This is a genomic window from Prochlorococcus sp. MIT2302 (genome assembly GCF_059772385.1).
This window is the reverse complement of sequence record NZ_CM186285.1, coordinates 414,705-432,137: the sequence shown is the minus strand read 5'-3', so window position 1 is coordinate 432,137 and position 17,433 is coordinate 414,705. Positions and strand designations below refer to the sequence as shown.

Annotated in this window: 34 protein-coding genes; 13 read left to right on the top strand and 21 right to left on the bottom strand. The window is 36.2% G+C overall.

Annotated features, from left to right (window positions below; genetic code table 11):
- Positions 1-26: 26 nt before the first annotated feature.
- Positions 27-887, bottom strand: coding sequence for a PD-(D/E)XK nuclease family protein (locus AC6EI2_RS02475; RefSeq protein WP_498462835.1), 861 nt, complete (start codon positions 885-887; stop codon positions 27-29).
- Between the two features lie 716 nt (positions 888-1,603).
- Here AC6EI2_RS02475 and AC6EI2_RS02470 point away from each other — a divergent pair.
- Complete coding sequence (locus AC6EI2_RS02470; protein WP_498462834.1) at positions 1,604-1,804, top strand: hypothetical protein; 201 nt, start codon at positions 1,604-1,606, stop codon at positions 1,802-1,804.
- Positions 1,805-2,244: 440 nt separating this feature from the next.
- On the top strand, positions 2,245-2,763 hold the full coding sequence (locus AC6EI2_RS02465; RefSeq protein WP_498462833.1) for a hypothetical protein: 519 nt from the start codon (positions 2,245-2,247) through the stop codon (positions 2,761-2,763).
- A 113-nt stretch (positions 2,764-2,876) separates the two neighbouring features.
- On the opposite strand, the gene AC6EI2_RS02460 is transcribed toward AC6EI2_RS02465, so the two are convergent.
- Together AC6EI2_RS02460 and AC6EI2_RS02455 are read right to left on the bottom strand one after the other, a co-directional pair.
- Entirely contained in the window at positions 2,877-3,173 is a 297-nt protein-coding gene (locus AC6EI2_RS02460) for a hypothetical protein (protein ID WP_498462832.1), read from the bottom strand.
- A gap of 70 nt (positions 3,174-3,243) precedes the next feature.
- Positions 3,244-3,411, bottom strand: a complete 168-nt coding sequence (locus tag AC6EI2_RS02455) for a hypothetical protein (RefSeq protein WP_498462831.1) — start codon at positions 3,409-3,411, stop codon at positions 3,244-3,246.
- Between the two features lie 127 nt (positions 3,412-3,538).
- On the opposite strand from AC6EI2_RS02455, the gene AC6EI2_RS02450 reads away from it, so the two are divergent.
- Positions 3,539-3,694 carry a hypothetical protein gene (locus AC6EI2_RS02450; RefSeq protein ID WP_269605837.1) on the top strand — a complete coding sequence of 52 codons (156 nt, stop codon included), beginning with the start codon at positions 3,539-3,541 and terminating at the stop codon, positions 3,692-3,694.
- A gap of 358 nt (positions 3,695-4,052) precedes the next feature.
- Complete coding sequence (locus AC6EI2_RS02445; protein ID WP_498462830.1) at positions 4,053-4,298, top strand: hypothetical protein; 246 nt, start codon at positions 4,053-4,055, stop codon at positions 4,296-4,298.
- Between the two features lie 143 nt (positions 4,299-4,441).
- On the opposite strand, the gene AC6EI2_RS02440 is transcribed toward AC6EI2_RS02445, so the two are convergent.
- Entirely contained in the window at positions 4,442-4,576 is a 135-nt protein-coding gene (locus AC6EI2_RS02440; RefSeq protein ID WP_498462829.1) for a hypothetical protein, read from the bottom strand.
- A 194-nt stretch (positions 4,577-4,770) separates the two neighbouring features.
- Here AC6EI2_RS02440 and AC6EI2_RS02435 point away from each other — a divergent pair, with 194 nt between their 5' ends.
- Together AC6EI2_RS02435 and AC6EI2_RS02430 are read left to right on the top strand one after the other, a co-directional pair.
- Positions 4,771-4,932 (top strand): hypothetical protein, encoded by a 162-nt coding sequence (locus AC6EI2_RS02435; protein WP_413390657.1) that lies wholly within the window; start codon positions 4,771-4,773, stop codon positions 4,930-4,932.
- Positions 4,933-4,994: 62 nt separating this feature from the next.
- Positions 4,995-5,255 carry a hypothetical protein gene (locus tag AC6EI2_RS02430; protein ID WP_498462828.1) on the top strand — a complete coding sequence of 87 codons (261 nt, stop codon included), beginning with the start codon at positions 4,995-4,997 and terminating at the stop codon, positions 5,253-5,255.
- Positions 5,256-5,267: 12 nt separating this feature from the next.
- Here the strand turns inward: AC6EI2_RS02430 and AC6EI2_RS02425 are convergent, their stop codons facing one another.
- Positions 5,268-5,465, bottom strand: a complete 198-nt coding sequence (locus tag AC6EI2_RS02425; RefSeq protein WP_498462827.1) for a hypothetical protein — start codon at positions 5,463-5,465, stop codon at positions 5,268-5,270.
- An 8-nt stretch (positions 5,466-5,473) separates the two neighbouring features.
- Complete coding sequence (locus tag AC6EI2_RS02420; RefSeq protein WP_269605828.1) at positions 5,474-5,638, bottom strand: hypothetical protein; 165 nt, start codon at positions 5,636-5,638, stop codon at positions 5,474-5,476.
- Between the two features lie 208 nt (positions 5,639-5,846).
- Here AC6EI2_RS02420 and AC6EI2_RS02415 point away from each other — a divergent pair, with 208 nt between their 5' ends.
- Positions 5,847-6,257: an MAPEG family protein gene (locus AC6EI2_RS02415; RefSeq protein WP_498462826.1), complete on the top strand. Its 411-nt coding sequence runs from the start codon at positions 5,847-5,849 to the stop codon at positions 6,255-6,257.
- Here the strand turns inward: AC6EI2_RS02415 and AC6EI2_RS02410 are convergent.
- The 9 genes from AC6EI2_RS02410 to AC6EI2_RS02370 form a co-directional block, all read right to left on the bottom strand.
- Complete coding sequence (locus AC6EI2_RS02410) at positions 6,234-6,515, bottom strand: hypothetical protein (RefSeq protein ID WP_498462825.1); 282 nt, start codon at positions 6,513-6,515, stop codon at positions 6,234-6,236. The two genes, AC6EI2_RS02415 and AC6EI2_RS02410, sit on opposite strands and share 24 nt — an antisense overlap.
- Before the next feature lie 15 nt (positions 6,516-6,530).
- Positions 6,531-7,379: an LOG family protein gene (locus AC6EI2_RS02405; protein ID WP_498462824.1), complete on the bottom strand. Its 849-nt coding sequence runs from the start codon at positions 7,377-7,379 to the stop codon at positions 6,531-6,533.
- A 93-nt stretch (positions 7,380-7,472) separates the two neighbouring features.
- Positions 7,473-7,814 (bottom strand): DUF1330 domain-containing protein, encoded by a 342-nt coding sequence (locus AC6EI2_RS02400; RefSeq protein ID WP_498462823.1) that lies wholly within the window; start codon positions 7,812-7,814, stop codon positions 7,473-7,475.
- 88 nt (positions 7,815-7,902) lie between these two features.
- A complete protein-coding gene (locus tag AC6EI2_RS02395; protein WP_498462822.1) occupies positions 7,903-8,313 on the bottom strand; it encodes a DUP family protein in 411 nt (136 codons plus the stop codon).
- A gap of 68 nt (positions 8,314-8,381) precedes the next feature.
- On the bottom strand, positions 8,382-8,627 hold the full coding sequence (locus AC6EI2_RS02390; RefSeq protein WP_498462821.1) for a hypothetical protein: 246 nt from the start codon (positions 8,625-8,627) through the stop codon (positions 8,382-8,384).
- A 127-nt stretch (positions 8,628-8,754) separates the two neighbouring features.
- On the bottom strand, positions 8,755-8,889 hold the full coding sequence (locus AC6EI2_RS02385; RefSeq protein WP_011294994.1) for a hypothetical protein: 135 nt from the start codon (positions 8,887-8,889) through the stop codon (positions 8,755-8,757).
- 33 nt (positions 8,890-8,922) lie between these two features.
- The gene (locus tag AC6EI2_RS02380; protein WP_498462820.1) at positions 8,923-9,099 is read right to left on the bottom strand and encodes a hypothetical protein; all 177 of its coding nucleotides are present in this window, start codon (positions 9,097-9,099) and stop codon (positions 8,923-8,925) included.
- Positions 9,100-9,294 carry a Signal peptidase I gene (locus AC6EI2_RS02375; protein ID WP_498462819.1) on the bottom strand — a complete coding sequence of 65 codons (195 nt, stop codon included), beginning with the start codon at positions 9,292-9,294 and terminating at the stop codon, positions 9,100-9,102.
- A gap of 713 nt (positions 9,295-10,007) precedes the next feature.
- Positions 10,008-10,238: a TIGR02450 family Trp-rich protein gene (locus AC6EI2_RS02370; protein WP_011823827.1), complete on the bottom strand. Its 231-nt coding sequence runs from the start codon at positions 10,236-10,238 to the stop codon at positions 10,008-10,010.
- 471 nt (positions 10,239-10,709) lie between these two features.
- On the opposite strand from AC6EI2_RS02370, the gene pstS reads away from it, so the two are divergent.
- Together pstS and AC6EI2_RS02360 are read left to right on the top strand one after the other, a co-directional pair.
- Positions 10,710-11,681 carry a phosphate ABC transporter substrate-binding protein PstS gene (gene pstS, locus AC6EI2_RS02365; RefSeq protein WP_498463451.1) on the top strand — a complete coding sequence of 324 codons (972 nt, stop codon included), beginning with the start codon at positions 10,710-10,712 and terminating at the stop codon, positions 11,679-11,681.
- Between the two features lie 117 nt (positions 11,682-11,798).
- Entirely contained in the window at positions 11,799-11,978 is a 180-nt protein-coding gene (locus AC6EI2_RS02360; RefSeq protein ID WP_498462818.1) for a hypothetical protein, read from the top strand.
- A 41-nt stretch (positions 11,979-12,019) separates the two neighbouring features.
- Here AC6EI2_RS02360 and arsJ read toward each other — a convergent pair whose 3' ends face one another.
- Positions 12,020-13,282 carry an organoarsenical effux MFS transporter ArsJ gene (gene arsJ / locus AC6EI2_RS02355; RefSeq protein ID WP_498462817.1) on the bottom strand — a complete coding sequence of 421 codons (1,263 nt, stop codon included), beginning with the start codon at positions 13,280-13,282 and terminating at the stop codon, positions 12,020-12,022.
- 9 nt (positions 13,283-13,291) lie between these two features.
- On the bottom strand, positions 13,292-14,317 hold the full coding sequence (locus AC6EI2_RS02350) for an ArsJ-associated glyceraldehyde-3-phosphate dehydrogenase (RefSeq protein ID WP_498462816.1): 1,026 nt from the start codon (positions 14,315-14,317) through the stop codon (positions 13,292-13,294).
- Between the two features lie 138 nt (positions 14,318-14,455).
- Here AC6EI2_RS02350 and AC6EI2_RS02345 point away from each other — a divergent pair, with 138 nt between their 5' ends.
- Together AC6EI2_RS02345 and AC6EI2_RS02340 are read left to right on the top strand one after the other, a co-directional pair.
- A complete protein-coding gene (locus AC6EI2_RS02345) occupies positions 14,456-14,785 on the top strand; it encodes an ArsR/SmtB family transcription factor (protein ID WP_269617054.1) in 330 nt (109 codons plus the stop codon).
- A gap of 149 nt (positions 14,786-14,934) precedes the next feature.
- Positions 14,935-15,093 (top strand): hypothetical protein, encoded by a 159-nt coding sequence (locus tag AC6EI2_RS02340; protein ID WP_498462815.1) that lies wholly within the window; start codon positions 14,935-14,937, stop codon positions 15,091-15,093.
- A gap of 225 nt (positions 15,094-15,318) precedes the next feature.
- Here the strand turns inward: AC6EI2_RS02340 and AC6EI2_RS02335 are convergent, their stop codons facing one another.
- The 3 genes from AC6EI2_RS02335 to AC6EI2_RS02325 all read right to left on the bottom strand — a co-directional run bounded on the left by AC6EI2_RS02335 (position 15,319) and on the right by AC6EI2_RS02325 (position 15,919).
- Positions 15,319-15,456 carry a hypothetical protein gene (locus AC6EI2_RS02335; protein ID WP_011294966.1) on the bottom strand — a complete coding sequence of 46 codons (138 nt, stop codon included), beginning with the start codon at positions 15,454-15,456 and terminating at the stop codon, positions 15,319-15,321.
- Positions 15,457-15,563: 107 nt separating this feature from the next.
- A complete protein-coding gene (locus AC6EI2_RS02330) occupies positions 15,564-15,740 on the bottom strand; it encodes a hypothetical protein (RefSeq protein WP_498462814.1) in 177 nt (58 codons plus the stop codon).
- A 2-nt stretch (positions 15,741-15,742) separates the two neighbouring features.
- The gene (locus tag AC6EI2_RS02325; protein ID WP_011295188.1) at positions 15,743-15,919 is read right to left on the bottom strand and encodes a hypothetical protein; all 177 of its coding nucleotides are present in this window, start codon (positions 15,917-15,919) and stop codon (positions 15,743-15,745) included.
- Between the two features lie 165 nt (positions 15,920-16,084).
- Here AC6EI2_RS02325 and AC6EI2_RS02320 point away from each other — a divergent pair, with 165 nt between their 5' ends.
- Together AC6EI2_RS02320 and AC6EI2_RS02315 are read left to right on the top strand one after the other, a co-directional pair.
- On the top strand, positions 16,085-16,192 hold the full coding sequence (locus AC6EI2_RS02320) for a high light inducible protein (RefSeq protein ID WP_498462813.1): 108 nt from the start codon (positions 16,085-16,087) through the stop codon (positions 16,190-16,192).
- 149 nt (positions 16,193-16,341) lie between these two features.
- A complete protein-coding gene (locus tag AC6EI2_RS02315; protein ID WP_187146463.1) occupies positions 16,342-16,497 on the top strand; it encodes a high light inducible protein in 156 nt (51 codons plus the stop codon).
- A gap of 391 nt (positions 16,498-16,888) precedes the next feature.
- Here AC6EI2_RS02315 and AC6EI2_RS02310 read toward each other — a convergent pair whose 3' ends face one another.
- Entirely contained in the window at positions 16,889-17,149 is a 261-nt protein-coding gene (locus AC6EI2_RS02310) for a hypothetical protein (protein ID WP_498462812.1), read from the bottom strand.
- Between the last annotated feature and the right edge of the window lie 284 nt (positions 17,150-17,433).

Here is a 17,433-nt window from a genome sequence, read left to right as displayed (position 1 = left end):
AATCATTTTTAAAACTATTAGCATTCTTAAAATAATGGCAAAGTTCCTTGTGTAATTTCTTTTTTACTTGAATTTTCTGAAAATAGTATTTTTGAATATTGATTTGCATAGGCGCAGTTCTTGCATGAAGGATTTGATTCTGGAATCTCTGATTGATTCATTAGTGTGACCATTTCATCTAGTCGACTCTCTATCCAATCATTACTCCATTTGTAGGGAACAAGATATTCATCAAAACGCATGGTCTTATTAAATTCATCTTCATCCCTTTTTGCATTGCAAACTAGAAAATAAGATATTGAATGAACACTAAAACCCATCCCCGAGAGTAAGTAAGCATAAAAGTCCATTTGAATTTTATAGGCCTCATGAAAAGGATCCGCTAAATAATCTTTCTTATCAACTCTTCCGTTTTTTGCTTGTGATTTGTAATCCACAATTATTAGTTGCCTTGTAATAGTGTCTTGCCAAATATCGTCTACACCTCCAGTCAAAATTATTCCGGTATCCTTGTAACGATGCATTAGTCCCCGATGAAGAGAGTTTCTCCAGTTATCCATTTCAGGATGATCAAATGGAACAACATGAGATAGTCCGTTTGATGCAAATATTCTGTGTGGAACCTGCTTTTGTCTGCAATCGTCAAATTCTTTTTTTAGTAATAGGTCAGTGGTTTCATTAAGAGTCCAACCTGGTGTCCCAGGAGGATCAAGACCTCTTACCCTATCGAGATAAAAGCACCTTTGACACGTCAGAAAATTTGAGAAACGACCTCTACTAATTTTGAAATCTTCTTGTTGATTTGGCTTATATAGAGAAGACTTACGACTTCGAAGGCCTGTGGCTTCAATTGGTTCTTTTTTGCTATTTCTTTTGAGATCAATCATTTTGTGTAATCACATAAAGATTTCAACTGGATTTATTCGATTGATTTAAGTTCTTTATCCCAATTGTCTTTTTCCTATCAATTAAAAGATTTAAAACCTTTTTACTTAATTGAGAAGGATTTTTCAATTAATCGTTTTTAAACCTTTATAAGCTACTTTTCGAAGATTTATGTAAGGACATATTTTTTAGCTCGCAAATTCATTCAAATAACAAAAGTTTTCCACAGATCATATGTGCTTGATATTGACGAAATCCCTCTATAAAAGGTTTTCCAATAAAAAAGACCCTAGGTATGGTGTCCTACGGGTCTGGGTGATGGGGATACTATTTCTAACCCTATTTCCCTTATAAATCAACCCCCCCCCTACAGATGGTGTGCATTTAAGTCTGAGATAAAACATATGGTGCTTTAATGTTGCCTAATCTGATTGATTTGATTATTATTTTTGAAATGCTGGGTGATGGGGATCCTTCAGCAGTTCACTTTGCCCTCATGAGATGAGGGCTTTTTTATGTCTCTTTTGTTCGTTGTCGCCCCTATCTGTTTAATTATTTTTATTTAGCATTTATATCCTTGATGCGTTAGCCGTGTTTGAGCATCTTTTTTGTTCGATTGTTGGTATTTATTACAGGCGACATATTTTAGATGTTTTGAAAAATATGTCTTGACATTACCTAATAGCTATCTATAGTACAAGTGTACTGCTAGATGTAAATGACTCTATCTGCTTCCCCGTATGCTGTCTTTAAGGCTGAAGAATGGATATCCTACGTAGCCCAACCTATTGGAAATTGTCAATGTCTACGACTCACCCCAAAGAAACTTGCTCCGATCAGATCTTTGGTCAAGAAGAAGAGTGGTAATTCCTTGAAAAAGCGATTCTCAAAAAAACATGTTCAGCTTGCGTTTGCGTGACATGTAAGCATCTCAATTATTCCAGTGACAAGCATTGCAGAATGATTCTTTCGTGTTATTTTCATCGTCGTCTTATTCCTCATGGAGACCATTTGATTTCACGTTGTCTTCTTTATATGCGGCAACAAGTGAGAGAGATCTGTTGGTGTCCAGAGGTGGCCTGACACTTTGAATAGATCAATTCGCTTATGAGTGTTCCCATTCGATCTTTGATCAGCATATGAGGTCTATTAGCTTTATTGACTTCATTTTTTTTATATTCGTTTTTTGCTTTTGTCTTGCCGACTTGATATGGCTTTATAGTCAAGAACCATTTATTTGAAGGTGTAACTTTAATCTATATTGATAGATATATGAAAATTTAGTAGTCGATTAACCATTGACTATTGAATTTAATACCCTATATGTGATAGATGTATTAAGAAAGTAATTATTGAGTTATGTCTCAGTTATCCATCAAAGTTAGTGCTAAAGGTGATGCCTTGATTGCTACCTTGCAAAAGGAGATCTTTAACAGACGTCGTAAGAAGGTTACTGCTTCTCAAGTCGTTGAAACCCTTGTTGAAAGCGGTGCTAAATCTCAGTCTGATAAACGTTACGCAGCTTCTTGGAAAAACCTAATTAAAGATATCGAAAAAGCAGCAAAAGTTTCTGAGGTTCATGGAAATAAGCCAGCAAATATTAGCGCTGATGAATGGGCTTTAATTCTTTCTCATCGCACACGTAAAGGTTCTGCTCCCAAAGCTGCTGCAGCTAAAAAAACTACAGCTAAAAAAGCAGTAGCTAAAAAGCCTGTAGCTAAAAAGGCAACAGCAAAGAAAGCAGTAGCTAAAAAGCCTGTAGCTAAAAAGGCAGCAGCCAAAGCTAAAGCTGAGGTTTCTGCAGTTGTTAAGCCAAGTGCTGGTAGACCTGCTAGACGTGCACGCAAAGCCAGAAAAGCACCTGAAGCTGCTAAATAAAGCTTACCCAGACCGTCAGGCGGCATGAGAGGTTCAATGCCTCTCACTGGTATTTTTGGTAGATATCTTGCTTGTATTTATTTGGATCTGTTTACTCAGGTAGGCCTCTTTCTTTAATAAGTAACTATTAAACCTGCATTACATAGAGCGTTGAATACCTTTTTTTTGCGCTCCATTCTTTTTTCTGTTGGCTGAAGCATATCAAGTATGGACGCGATACAACTTATTTCATACGAACCCTGGGAAATGAGAGCTGCATCACATATTTCATTACTAGCAATTACAGGTTCGATACCAGTGAATTTCAATTTCTGAATTGATGCTTTTAAAACTTGTTCGAGATATTCTAATTGTTCGTTATTCAGTGTCTTTCTGTCTACATAATCCATTAGAACTAATGAGGGCGTCACTACTAAATCTACAAAAAACCAATTTAACTACTTTTTAGAAATATTTTGATCTCTTTGGATTTTCTATCTTTTAGTTGTTTTTTTTATTCATATCGGCTTTATATGCATTGAGAGCCTCTTTAATTCTTCCTGGTGCAAAAGGATTTTTACCCTTTGCTTCTTTCTTTGCTTCTTGCCATGCATTGTCGATTTCTTTCTTTGCTATCGGATCGTTATTGAAATTTGTGTATAGCTTCATCAGATACCAAGTGCTTAAAACTAATAGTCCAAGACCTAATAAATACATGAGACTGTCTCGATAATTACGACAATCTAACCAATAGAATAGAAATTGCGCCTATAAATAAAAAAATTACGTATTCGCTATGCCACTTATCGTAGATCCTTCTAAAGATACGAGTAATGGAGTTGGGAAGATTTTTAGAACAATCAATATCACACTTGCCATCGCACTACCTTTGTCAGCAATTTTGGTGACTATCTTTTGGGGCTTAAAACATGGCTTTAGTAGTTTCATTTGATTTCAATGTAGACATCATTTTTTATCCAAATAAAGTTTTAATAAGTTGAACAAATAATTTGATACTCCAAAATAAGATGCCACCATAAATAAATCCTGCCAGGCCAGAAGCCCAGTCATTGAAGAATTTCCATGAAATTATTATCACTAGGATCCCAAGTAAGAGTGAATATGTAGCCATTATTTTGTTATCTCTTTCAAGAGACGCTTTGTGAAAAAATTTTAGAGGTCGGTATACCTAACTTTTGAGTAGTAGCAACCGAAGTGAGTTGTATTTACCGAATCAATTTCTACGGTATGCCTCATCCCTAACTTAATTACTTTAGAACAGAGTAGTTGTGTACTCCCAATGAAAAGTTATGTACACTTCACTCTTCGATACTTTTTTCTCTGATTCTTTAATTGCACCTACCACAACTGTTTATGTGGTTTCTGAAAGTCAGCTTGAAGAGCTTAAGCGTAATCAACGTCAAGAGGAACTCGACGACATCGATGGCACCAGAAAAAGACTAGAAGAGAGCTTTAAAGCTCGTATTAAAGTTCTTGATGAACGTCAAAATGAGATAAAAAAGGAACTTAAGGCTTTGTCTCCCACAAAGGTTTAGGCTGCTCTTAATAAGAAGTAACTGTTAGTTGGTCTGAAGAATGTGTTTTTGCACCTGCACTATTTAAGTGGAGGTGCTTTTTTTACTAGATTTTCAAATGATTTTTCTCAACGCATTGCTTTGTATCTAAATCTATGAAAGTGTTAATTGTCTAGATTCTCTTTTTGGCTTTCTTCAAGTGCCTTGTTACCTTCCATTAGGGTGGTTGTGACCCACCAAACTGAAATTCCTATAATAGCGATGCCTAATGTCATTATTGAAATTATTGGTGAAGTCACTTGTTATAACCCTTAATTGCTTGGGTTGATTTCGCTTTTTTTAAGCAATTCATCATATGTCAAAAATTGAGTTCCCCAGATTAAAAATATTTTAATTGATGACTCTAAAATAATTTAAGAGAAAGATGAGGATAAATTCACTTGCCATAGGCATTCTTGATGGTTTATACCGAAATTAATTGAAGAGGAAAACTATGAAACTTCAAACTTCATTTAGCGTCCCCAGAGAGAATATGGGTGATATAGGTAGAAAGCATGAGGCAGTCAAAAGAGGAATGACTGCAATAGCTTCATACTGGGAGAGAGAGTGTGCTTTAAATCCTTCTTCTCCTGCATGTCTTATTTTTGAAGACTAGTAGTTGAAAAGAAATAAGGAAATATACTTTCCTTGAGCAATTAGTTAATCTTTTACTTCTCAATGAACAGTGTTATAAAAACTTGGTTTGGATTATTACTTTCCCTATTTTTAGTAATTAGTATTTGCTTCCAGTCAGTTGAAGCACAGCCGGTGTTAATGACAACGGATGTTGATATTGAAAATGATCAAGGCTCAATGGATACAAAAAGTATTGATGATCTTTTAGGACCAGATACAAATTTTCCATTTGATCCAGCAAATCACAGAGATGGGTCAAATCCGATTAAAAGGATTGGCAAAATTAGCGACGATAATTTGTAAGTATGTATCTTTTTATTTTCTAAGCAAAATTTCTAAGCGTTTTTTTTGTTCTTCAAGAGATTCGGTCTTTTCATTCCTTTTTGCTTCCATTCTATTTTTTATAGACTCATCAGCTTGTCTTGCGATACTTGCTTTCCTAAGGAAGACAAGGATTGAAATCAAAGCAAATATAAGGGCAAGTGAACCCAATGGAACTATTGTTGCGCTCATTTCTTCCATTAGTAATTACAGGCGTTATATAAACGATTAGCTTTCTGTTGATCCTCACATTTTTTTAGTTTCGTTTCTAACTCTTCCATCTCCTTTTGAGCCTGATTGATTAATTCCAATGACCATTGCCAGTTTCTTTCGTTGCAATGTTGTTTTGCAGAATCCCAGTCCATGGTTGGATTGCTTAAATAATTGGTGATTTAGTCGAGCAGAACTCTTTATGACTACCAGAGGATAACAAGTTTATGAGCTAAATATTGTGTTTTTATCTTCTCTTTGAAAATTTTATTTGTATTAACCTTTGGCATATCAATTTAAACCAACCTTTGATCCTCATTTTGACTCTGCCTCACTTAAGCTCGAAATATCATTTTTTATTCCATGGAAACAGCTTTTGCTTGGAGCCTTTGCCTGTCTGCCGTCGTTGTTTTGCTGTCAATTGGGCCACTAACTTATGGCCGAGTCAAAGCTGGATATTCGGCCGAGAATATGAGTGCTCCAAGAGCTTTATTTGATGAGCTCCCCGATTTTGGCAAAAGAGCTGTTTGGTGTCATCAAAATTGCTGGGAGAGCATAACTCTTCACGCTCCTGCATGTTTGCTATGTCTGATTGCTGGTGTTGTCTCTCCTTTGGCCGTAATAGCTGCGTGGGTTCACCCAATTGTTAGGTTTATCTATATCGGTGCTTATGTTGGCGATATTCCTCCTGCTAGAGGACTTTGTTGGGCATCGGGCCTTTTATGTTCAACTCTTTTGTATAAAGAGGGGTTAACTGCTTTGCTTTCTTCTTAATTGATCAACTATTAAACTTCTTGGCTTGCCAGTATTAACAGGATTTAATCGATCAAGTACAACTGCTACTGCTGTAAACCAGGAACTTCCCTCTGGAATGTTGGTTTGATTACAAATATGTTTTGGAGCTAGTTCAAGGGAGATATTCGTATCGATTTCATTGATTACCTGTTGATAATGTTTTTCTAAAAGGTCTAGATCCTCTTTATCGAGAATGTTGCCTGAACAATACCAATCTAGTGATGTTTTCCAATCCATTATCACATCTTACTTCTATTGTTTGATAATGTCCCATGCTTCTGAAGCACTATCGGCGTATTGAAAGAGATTCATGTGATCATCAGAGATAAGTCCGTGATCGGAAAGGAATTGAAAGTTGATCACTTTCGACCAATAATCTCGACCAAATAGAATAATTGGAATTTGTGTTTTCATTCCTGTTTGACGAAGAGTGAGTAATTCGAAGAGTTCATCAAATGTTCCAAATCCTCCAGGGAAAAAGACAGCTGCAACTGATCGCATCACAAAATGAAATTTTCGTAAGGCGAAATAATTAAATTTGAAGCAAAGCCCAGGAGTGATATAAGGATTGGGATGTTGTTCGTTTGGGAGACTTATATTTAAACCTATGGATTTACAGTCGGCATCAAAAGCGCCTCTATTCGCAGCCTCCATAATCCCTGGGCCGCCACCAGTGACAATTACATGTGAATTGCATTGTTCTTTTTGGTTTTGTCTGGAGACAATCTTTGCGAATTCTCTGGCAGAATCGTAATAATGAGATATCGATTGTAAATTCTTTAGACGTGTTATTTCTCTCTGTAAATACGATGAGCTCGGATCTTTGGTGAGAGAGTTCTTCGCTATTTCAAGTCTGTTATCTATAGAGCTTTTACCGGTTAGGCTCGCTCCTCCAAAGACGATAATTGTTGATAAAATATTTTGTTCTTCTAGGATTTTGTCTGGTTTATTAATTTCTAGAAGCATTCGCACTCCTCTCATTTCATCACTATTGAGTAACTCTCTATCTTCATGGGCTAATTGGTAATTGTTCGAACTAATAATTAATTCAAGGTTTTTCCTAACTAGTTCTAGATCGTCACTTCTGTTTTGAGTACTCACCTAAATATGCCTCCTTGAGTTTTAATGCGGTAAGGAATTAGATCAATTCATCCATCCATGTGAAATGAATGATGAAGTGGCTGATGCCATTATCTACATTCCCATTGCTCTTCTAAGTTTTGTCGCCTCGTCCATTCCCTCCATGATTGTGAAAGTAGAATTAACTGTCGCGGCTGTACGTAGCTTTGATAGCTCTTGATACTCTCTGGATTCATAAGCTTCTATTGCTACTCGCATAGAAGGGAATTCGCAAATGACGGCTAGGTTTGAATCTTCAGTTTTTTCTTTTCCTATTGGGTCTGTATCTTTTGCAAATACCTCCCCACCATTTTCTTTGAGCCATGGCCCAACTTTTTCGACATATTCATTAAATAATTCTTGATTAATAACCTTTGCAGTTGAGATCCAGTACCCTTTGGCTCCTTTCTTATCCATTACCATATTAATCAATTATGGATTTAGGATAGATCAGACTTAGCTCAAAAAATAACTTTCAAATCAATGGCCTATAAGTCTCAATAATTTATTTCCATAGACTTCTTTTTTTTATAAGATCTTCGATATTTGGCCATGCTGCAATTAGTTCCTTGAGGGCTTGTCTATTTGGAGTATATAACACACATGAGAAAGCACTGATGACATAAAAGATAAACCACGATTTATTGATTGAGTAAACAGAGACAAAGGAGAAGATAAAACTACCAATGAATACAAAAAAGAGTGATCGATTTATCACTTCAAGTGGAGATCTTCTTAATCGTCTAACCAATCTTTTTGTAGTTTTTGTCTTAGAGAATCTTTGTGCTTCTATTTCTTCTTCTCTGATTAGTTTTTCATTTTCTTGATCCAAGATATCATTTGATCTGACAATATCCTCTATATCTTGACTGGATAAGTTATCTAGAGGCTCTGAGTCTTTTTTTGTTGCTGCCATTAGTTCAACAAACTTAAAAGTTAGAAGGTTATCTGCATCTAGCTTACTAAAGCGAATGTTGCGTTTTATTAATTGCCTAGGCCAGGTGGAAAAGGAAAAACTTGTTCATCCCCAAAAATATCTTCCATACTCAACTCTTCACTTTGAGAATCCATTCCTACAGCTTCTTCTTCGGATTCCATTCCCATTTCATATGAGTCACCTTCTCCATAATCTTCTGGTGGAACCCAGCCTTGTATTACAGCCTCAGCACTATTCAATCCAGAGAAAACAATGAATAGGAATAAAACTAATTTGATTAGAAAATTTTTCATATACACATGCTCGCATTACTTAGGCTAATGCTTGATGAGAAGCTTTATTAGTTTAGGACTTGTAAAAATACCTTTATAATTTTCTTCTTTAGATAGAGGCTTTTTTATTTATTATTAGCAACTGATTTTAATCAGCATTTTGTCTGACAGGTCTCATCATCCCTCCTCCATCATCATCATCATCCCCAAAACCAAAAAATAGCCAGGTAATAGCAAATACAGCTAATGCCCCTGATAGCGTCAATGCTTGTAACTCGTTCAAAGCTTTTCGGCTAATTTTTCACGACCTTAGCCTTTATTTCGTTTTTTTGTTGATGTGGAGGGCTTTCTTTCTGGTTATATTGTCGAAACTTAATTTGATTACTAATGGAAGAATTAGCCAAAAGAGTGGAAGAACTTGAGCGTCGAGTCCAGCATTTAGAAGCAGTGCTGCAATACCAAGCAAGAAAAAACAAATAATCTCTGTTGCCATCTAACCAATACCTGGAATGTCAAAAGGGAGTTTGTCCTCCAGTACTAGTAAGTATTTTTGGACTGCTGGAATACGAAGAAGAGCCAATGGAACAACAATATTTAGAACAATCCATGCTCCTCCAACTAATGGAGCCCATTTACCAGCTTTTTTAATAAAGCTCATGCGCTTTTCTTTCTCTGGAGACTGATTCATGTTTTTTATTAATTAGACCCTACTTTGACCCAAACTTATTATTTTTGATCAGATTAAGTGGAAATGCAATGGGCATTAAGGCTGATTGCGTTGAGGTGCGAATAGAGCAAAGATACATTTGTAGAGCTCAGAGGCACCATTGATGGTCGACACTCCACCTGAGTATTTAAGAGAAGCGAACTGAATTCTGGTTCCTGCTCCAACATTCTCAATGAATAAGTAGGCTATTCGTCTGATGCGACAAGGATCAATGATATAGGTGCGTCAATTCAGTCGAAACTCCTCTGCATCGTTTAGGTGCCCTAACGGAGTACAAAAGCCTTTCTACTAGACACTTGGCCCCAGGCCACCAATATCCAGAAGCTTCTGCAAAGAATCGGTAAAGAAAGGGCCCCCTTAGGCCCTTTTTAAATGTCTGATTAAAAGAGATTTGATATTTCTACGGTTTCCCTACCTAAGACGTACGGTTCTACGGAGCCTTTGAAGATAGGGAAAATTTAAGATAAATTTACGTCAGGCAATCAATTGCATTGGTCAGTAATTGATTGGCTTCTGGGGGGGAGCACTGACGTTTTTTATTCAAAGAAACAACCTTCTAAAGCTCAGTATAAAAAGAAGGTTGTTCTGAGAAGTTCAAAAAATATAAGAACAAACCACTACCAGCCGTGTAGTAATAATTACTTAAATCAACTGTTTTTTATTTTCTCTAAAGATTAGTTGCCATCGCAATCTTCATCTTTTGGCAACTGAAGCCATCCACTCGTCCACTTTGAATATGTTTTTAATTCCGACCATGGAACTCTTATAAGAATTTCGTTGTTGTTAACTGGAAATAGTTCTACCCACCGTTCATCTTTTTTGCCTCCATAGCTTTTCACTTCAAAATGTCGATAACCTTCTCTTTTTACGGCTGAGGTCCAAGCTGCATTCGGTGGCCATCTCATTTAGTTTCCTCTTTTCTTCAAGCCTTCACTCTTATTTTATTTTAGTCTAAATTTATACACATAAACCTTATTTATGTTTTATATTTTTGTAAACATAACATTTTTAATCTAGAAAGATTCCTTTAACTGATAAATCTGTTCTCTCACTAGGATCTGGATATGTGTTTTTGTATTGGCTAATAGATATAGATGTGCCGATCATTAAGACTAGAATTATTAGAAGATCTTTTACTTTGTTTTTCAACTTCTTATTAAATGCTTGATTGATCTAATGATTGGTTTTCATCCAAGCATCAAATCTAATTATCTTATAAATATACCTCTTCGCTCCATCAAACAGATGTGTTTATTTTGAATTAGTTTTTTGCCGTAGGTCCTATATCAAGCTATATTGATTATATCAATATAGCTTGATTAATATCAGTACCTTCGCGTCCTATGCTTTCATTGCTTTTACGTCGCAGACCTTTGATGAGCTTTGCTAAGAAGAGTCTTGTCCTCTCCTCTTTAATTATTCTTGGCTCAGGTGGAAGTGCCTTTGCGGGTGCTCGGCTCAGCGGAGCTGGAGCCTCTTTTCCCGCTAAAATCTACACTCGATGGTTCTCTGACTTAGCTAAAGAGCGTGGACCTCGTGTTAACTATCAAGCTGTTGGTTCAGGTTCTGGCCGTAAAGCTTTCATTGATGAAACCGTTAATTTCGGTGCGTCTGATGATCCGATGAAAGCAACAGATATTGCAAAAGTTACGCGGGGATTAGTTCAAATCCCAATGGTTGGTGGCACTATTGCTTTCGGTTATAACTACGATTGCGATCTTAAACTTACTCAAGAGCAAGCTGTTCGTGTTGCTATGGGTAAAATTACAAACTGGAAAGAGGTTGGTTGCCCTGAAGGAAAACTAACTTGGGCACATCGTTCTGATGGCTCCGGTACTACGAAAGCTTTTACAAATTCGATGCAGGCTTTCTCTAAGACATGGACTCTAGGAACAGGTAAATCTGTCGCCTGGCCTGCTGGTGTTGGTGGTAAGGGTAATGCTGGTGTTGCTGGCGTTATTCGTAACACTCCTGGTGCAATTGGTTATGTAAACCAGTCATATATTAGAGGTGAAATCAAAGCAGCCGCTCTCCAAAATTTATCAGGAGAGTTTTTACAGCCAACTATTAAGGCTGGTGCGATAGCTCTTAATGGAATACAACTAGATAAAAATCTAGCCGGTAATAATCCTAACCCTAATGCCAAGGGTGCATACCCAATCGCAACTCTTACATGGATTCTTGCTTACGAAACTGGTAATGGTAGAAACACTGATGCCATTAGAGATTCACTTAACTACCTACTAAGTGATAAAGCCCAGGCTAAGGCTCCTTCTCTTGGCTTTGTTCCTCTAAAAGGTGATATTCTTTCCAAGTCTCGCGCTGCTGTAAAGCGTATTGGTAAGTGAATTAATTCCTTATAAATTAAAAAGTTGGCAATAGCCTCCTTTTTAATGCCTTTTTTGCTAGCCAGTCACTTCCTAACTTAAGCTGAAAAAAATCTTTAATATGAAAAAAAAGAATCAATGAATAATTGGAAGGAAATAGTTGGATCACCCATTTGGTGGGTTCCAGTTTCACTACTAGTTTTATTTATTTCGATTGAGGGATTACATCTAGCCGAGCATGGTAAAAACTGTAAAACAAAAGCAGTTTGGATGAATGAAGTTGGACTTGAATATGACAGAGAATCAGAGGTTCAGTAGTCCTTCTTTCCCTTGATATTTAATTTTTTTAATTGAAGGTCTTAGGAATTTTTTATAGCTTTTGTATTTGATACTGGAGGTAGTCGTAAACTAGTCAACAATGAGATAAATACAAATAGGCTTGAACACCATAAACATAGTTGCATTCCTGTAGAGGCACTAGCTCCAAGCATGAATAAAACTCCTGATAGGAGAGTACCAATCAGTCTCCCTGCCGCGTTTGCCATGTAATAGAAGCCGACATTTAGACTCACGTTTTCCTTGTCCGTATAAGAAAGAACCATATATGAATGTATTGATGAGTTCATTGCAAAAATGAACCCAAATAATATCAATCCAGTTGTAATTGCTATTTCTGGATTGCTCTGTCGCCATAGTGCTATTGCTATTAGCGCTGGTATTGCAGTTAAGGCAGCGCTCCAGAATTGAACAGAAGAAACTCCTGGGCTTATTTTATTTCCCCATAAATTTCTTAAAGACGGCGCAAACGCTTGAATAAAACCATAACCAATAACCCACAATCCTAGAAATGCTCCAATCTCAGAAAAATTCCAATATAGATACGATTCAAGAAAAACAGGTAGTGCAACGACGAACCATACGTCTCTTGCCCCAAACAGAAAAAAGCGTGCAAAAGAGAGGACATTAATCCCTTGAGATTTAGAAAATAAGTCTTTAAAGATTGGTTTGTTTTTCATCTTTCCAACATCTCCAGGCAAAATTAATGTCATTAGAAATGACAGACCTAAACCGATAGCCATTAATTCAACTGCTTTATTAAATCCAAAATTTTTAAGCAAAAGTCCACCAAGAAAGAAGCCAACTCCTTTGAGTGCATTTTTTGAACCAGTTAAGATGGCTACCCATTTAAATAATTGATTATTTCCACCATCTTCTTCTGAGGAGTCTGGAACGACAGTTTTGATGGCACTTTTAGCACTCATCTTATTGAGATCTTTTGCTATACCACTAATCGCTTGAGCAACCATGACATAAATGACACTCAAAAGTTTCGACCAACCACTCGAAACTGGTATCAACATCAATAAGGCACCGATTTGAAAAAGAGTCCCGACCCATAGTGTTAGACGTAATCCAAATCTTGCTCCAATCCATCCACCATAGAGATTAGTGATAACGCCAAACAACTCGTAAAAAAGGAATAAGAATGCGATTTCTAAGGTTGTATATCCAAGGCTATGAAAGTGAAAAATCACTAGCATCCTTAGAGCACCATCTGTCAGTGTGAATGCCCAATAGTTGGTCGTTACGATTCCATATTGCTGTAATGACGATAATTTCATGCTTTATTTTTATTCTTTTTCTAGCTTTATTACATGTAATACGAGATCTGCCATTCGACAGCTATACCCCAATTCATTGTCATACCAAATATAGACTTTCAGTTGAGTTTTATTGACCACCATGGTTGAGAGAGCATCAATGATTGAACTTCTCGAGTCATTGACATAATCGATTGATACAAGTGGCTTTTCTTCGTAACCAAGTATTCCTTTTAGCTCTCCTTCAGAGGCTTCTTTGAACACATGATTGACTTCTTCTTTCGTGACCTCTTTCTCTAATTCAACTACAGCATCAGTTAAAGATCCATTTAGAAGAGGAACTCGAACTGCATGACCATTTAATTTTCCTTGTAATTCAGGGAATATCATCCCTATCGCTTTTGCTGATCCTGTCGTTGTTGGAATTAAGCTTTGTGATCCGCTTCTGGCTCTTCTTAAATCTGGCTTAAATGAATCAACGATTACCTGTGTATTGGTTAGGTCATGGAGTGTAGAGATGCTTCCATGCTTAATACCAAAGGTTTGATTAACGACCTTCACGACTGGAGCTAAGCAATTAGTTGTGCAGGATGCTGCTGTTACTAAGCGATGTTTATTGGGCTCATATAAATCATGATTAATACCGTAGACGATATTAAGAGCATCCTCTCCCTGTATTTCACCTTTAACAGGGCATGCAACGACAACTCTTTTCATTCCAAGAGTATCGAAATATGGATTTAATGTTTGAGGGGTTTTGAATTTTCCTGAACATTCGAGAATTAGTTCTATTCCTTTTTCCTGCCATGGGACTTTTATAAAATCGCTTTCCTTTGAAAAAGATATTGGTTGATCTTCAATATTCAGGTTGTTTTGGTCGTTGCTTATTTCTTTGTTCCATCGACCATGTACTGAATCAAATTCAAGTAAATGCGCTGCTCCCTTTGCATCACCCAATGGATCGTTGATATGTGTAATCTCGATATTTTCTCTGCCCCAGAGCGCTCTAAGAACAAGTCTTCCTATTCGACCGAAACCATTAATACCGATTCGCATAACGTGTAATTGAGTTGATTGAGTAAATCAACGAAGGGCTGAATTCCTCATATCAATTTATATTGATGTATAGAGGTTTGTCGATGCAAGCCTTTTCTGCGGTTTGTTTTATCATGTGATTATATTTTTTCTTCTGTGATGGCCACAGCGACAAAGAGCGAAGTAGTTCTTGAAAATGCAATGGCCAGGAAATTGCTAAAAGCTTTATCTGATCCATTGCGATTGCAAATCATTGAGTCTCTTTCAGGAGGAGAACGATGTGTTTGTGATTTGATTAATGAAATTGGATTGGCGCAATCGAAAATATCTTTTCATTTAAAAGTTTTAAAAGACGCAGGTTTGATTACCGATAGGCAAACTGGTAGATGGGTTTATTACCAATTGAATATTGACTCATTAAATTCTTTGCAAGATTGGATTGAACTGTTAAAAGAAAGTTCGCAACAACCATCGCAAGCTTGTAAATAAAGCAATCAATTTAAGTCAGGTTTTCAATTGATTTAGCTCTATTCAGAACTGTTCAAATAATTTTTAGGTAATTATTTCTAGTAGGTATCAATGGATACTCTTTATGCTTGGATAGTAATCATATTCTTATTACATCAAGATTTTTTGATATGAGCAAGAAAATCTCTAAAAAAGCAAGTGCTATTAGAACAATTTCTCTAGCAGTTGGTTCTTTAAGCCTTCTCATTATTGCTGTTTCTCAAGTTACGGGCAATGAGGCCTGCACAAGCAATGCTTATTCGATTGAAACTCAAATAAGACTTTCATGATTTTATTTTCAATCTGAATATTTATAGTGCTTGATATTTTTAGGTGAATTTTTCAAGAGATATTTTTATTACTAGTTTGATCATTTTGGGATCCTCTTCGATTGTTGGATATTTTTACCAACTTCAAATTGCTGTTGGATATGCATTGTTTAACGTGTTGGTACTTCTTCTTTGGTCAAAACTCGCATCTCGCTAGAATTTCGTTCATCCCGACTTATACATAAATTATTCTTGGTCTTGTGAAAAATCTGCTAGTTCCATTATTTTTTTAAATTCGTCCATCTCCTCATCTGAAACACCTGTTTTCTCCTGAAGTTCTTTTAATAAAGCATCTATTTTTCTTTTGATATTTTCTTCGCTCAAAATTTTTTATTAATTACATAAGTAAGTATATATTCAAATAACCCTAAACCTGTTTAAAGACGAAAAATTATTGTTGTCAATAAGTAAATATTATTTTGGTAGTCAATTCAGGCCTGTGCTCCATCTGCTACACGCATCGTCATTCCTCCATCCATGTCATCATCATCGTTGTTATCCATTATTGCCTTTCCAACCTCATAAAGAAGATAAGTCCCAACAATGATTAGAACGAAAAGTAAATTAAAATCTCCTGAGTTTGAAGCGTATGTTTGAATTTCACCCATAATTATCCTCTGTTAAACAACCCTCTTCTCTTTTGTTGTGGTTTTGCTGCTCTGGTTCCACGAGACTGCTGCATTTCAGCTTTAGTTATAGGCTTACGATTTTGGAAAGTATCCCAACCAAGTAAAGCCACAGTTCCAATGGCTCCAAAGAAAAGAACTACTCCTGGTATTAAATCCATCTAGTTGAATTAAGTTAAACAAAGTTAGTGGAATTGTTATTTAGACCGTGGATAAAAAATATTGCTTCAGCTAATACCCCTGATAACTTTTGCTGTGTACGGGTGCCCCCTTTACATTCCTTTACTTTTCCTTTACATTCATTGCCATTATTTGAGTTTAATCTCGTGACTCCAGAAGCGGAAAAGTTTAATGGTTGGATGGCGATGATCGGCTTTATTGCTGCTTTCGGTGCTTACTCAACAACAGGTCAAATCATTCCAGGTATTTTTTAGGTTCTTATATGAATTCTAGTAATCCAGTTTCTGATCAATTAATAGATCCAACTGATAATCAATCAGAAGATCAATCCGTTGATCCAACAGAGATCCCTGCATACAGTTCTGCTTCTAACCAGATCATTACTGAATATGGCAAGCAAAATATGTTTGCTACCCAAGTACAAACTCAATTAGTTGAAAACTATTCCAACTACCCTGAGGAAGCAGAAAAGACCAATGGCCGTTGGGCAATGATTGGAATGATTGCTTTACTTGGCGCTTATATCACTACTGGTCAAATTATTCCTGGCATATTTTAAATAGCTTAGACAAATCAATCTTCATATAAATCTAGAGATTTTTCTCTAGTTTTTTTTGTTCCATTCGAGTATTTAATACATTTTTACCAGTTTTTGTACAATAAAAATTTAAATAAGCAAAAAATGCTAAAATAATCATGTTAGGAATAGTTCCGCCAATAATCTCAACTTGTCCAAACAAATTAATTCTTAGGAAATACGATCACTGATCATCCTTATCAATGGCGCTATTGAACCTATTGCAAGCACTGCAAACATAACAAAAATGATTATTTTTGATTCCCATTTTTCCATAAAAAAGGTTTAGCTAATTACCACTTATGTCTGTGGACTTTTTATAGCTTTCGAAAAAAATAGTAATTTATTATCAATCAATACTTTCAAAAAAAAGTTAATCTTTACCAGAATTTTTACCAAAACCTGGAATAAAAGGAAATGCTTGATCATCTCCAAGGTCTGGGGCAGCACTAGTTTTCGAACCATCCAAGGCATCGCTCGACTCTTCGATCACAATACCCATAGAGTCGTCATTATTCATATCAGAACCCATTTGCGTGGCCATTACAGGGTTGATTCCCGAGAAGAAAGTTGTTGAAACTAAAAAAACAGACAAAGCTAAAAAACTAGCAGCCCTAAATATCTTTTTGAGCATGAATACAAATCAGTTATGTATAATCTAACGTCGGTATTCACCTGAACGTGTTAGGTCTGAATACTCAATTAATTAGAATCAATTAGATAATAGGAGTCGTAGCAATTGTTGAAACTTCTGAGAAGATAGCAACAGCCATAAATATGTAAGGAACTAATTTCATTGTTTTTGTAAATCTTTATTAAGCATATATGCTCATCATCTAATCAGTGGTAGCTGATTGTACGGTTCTCGCTCCAACGACCATTAGTAAATTTGTTTGTGGCTATAAGAATATCTGATAA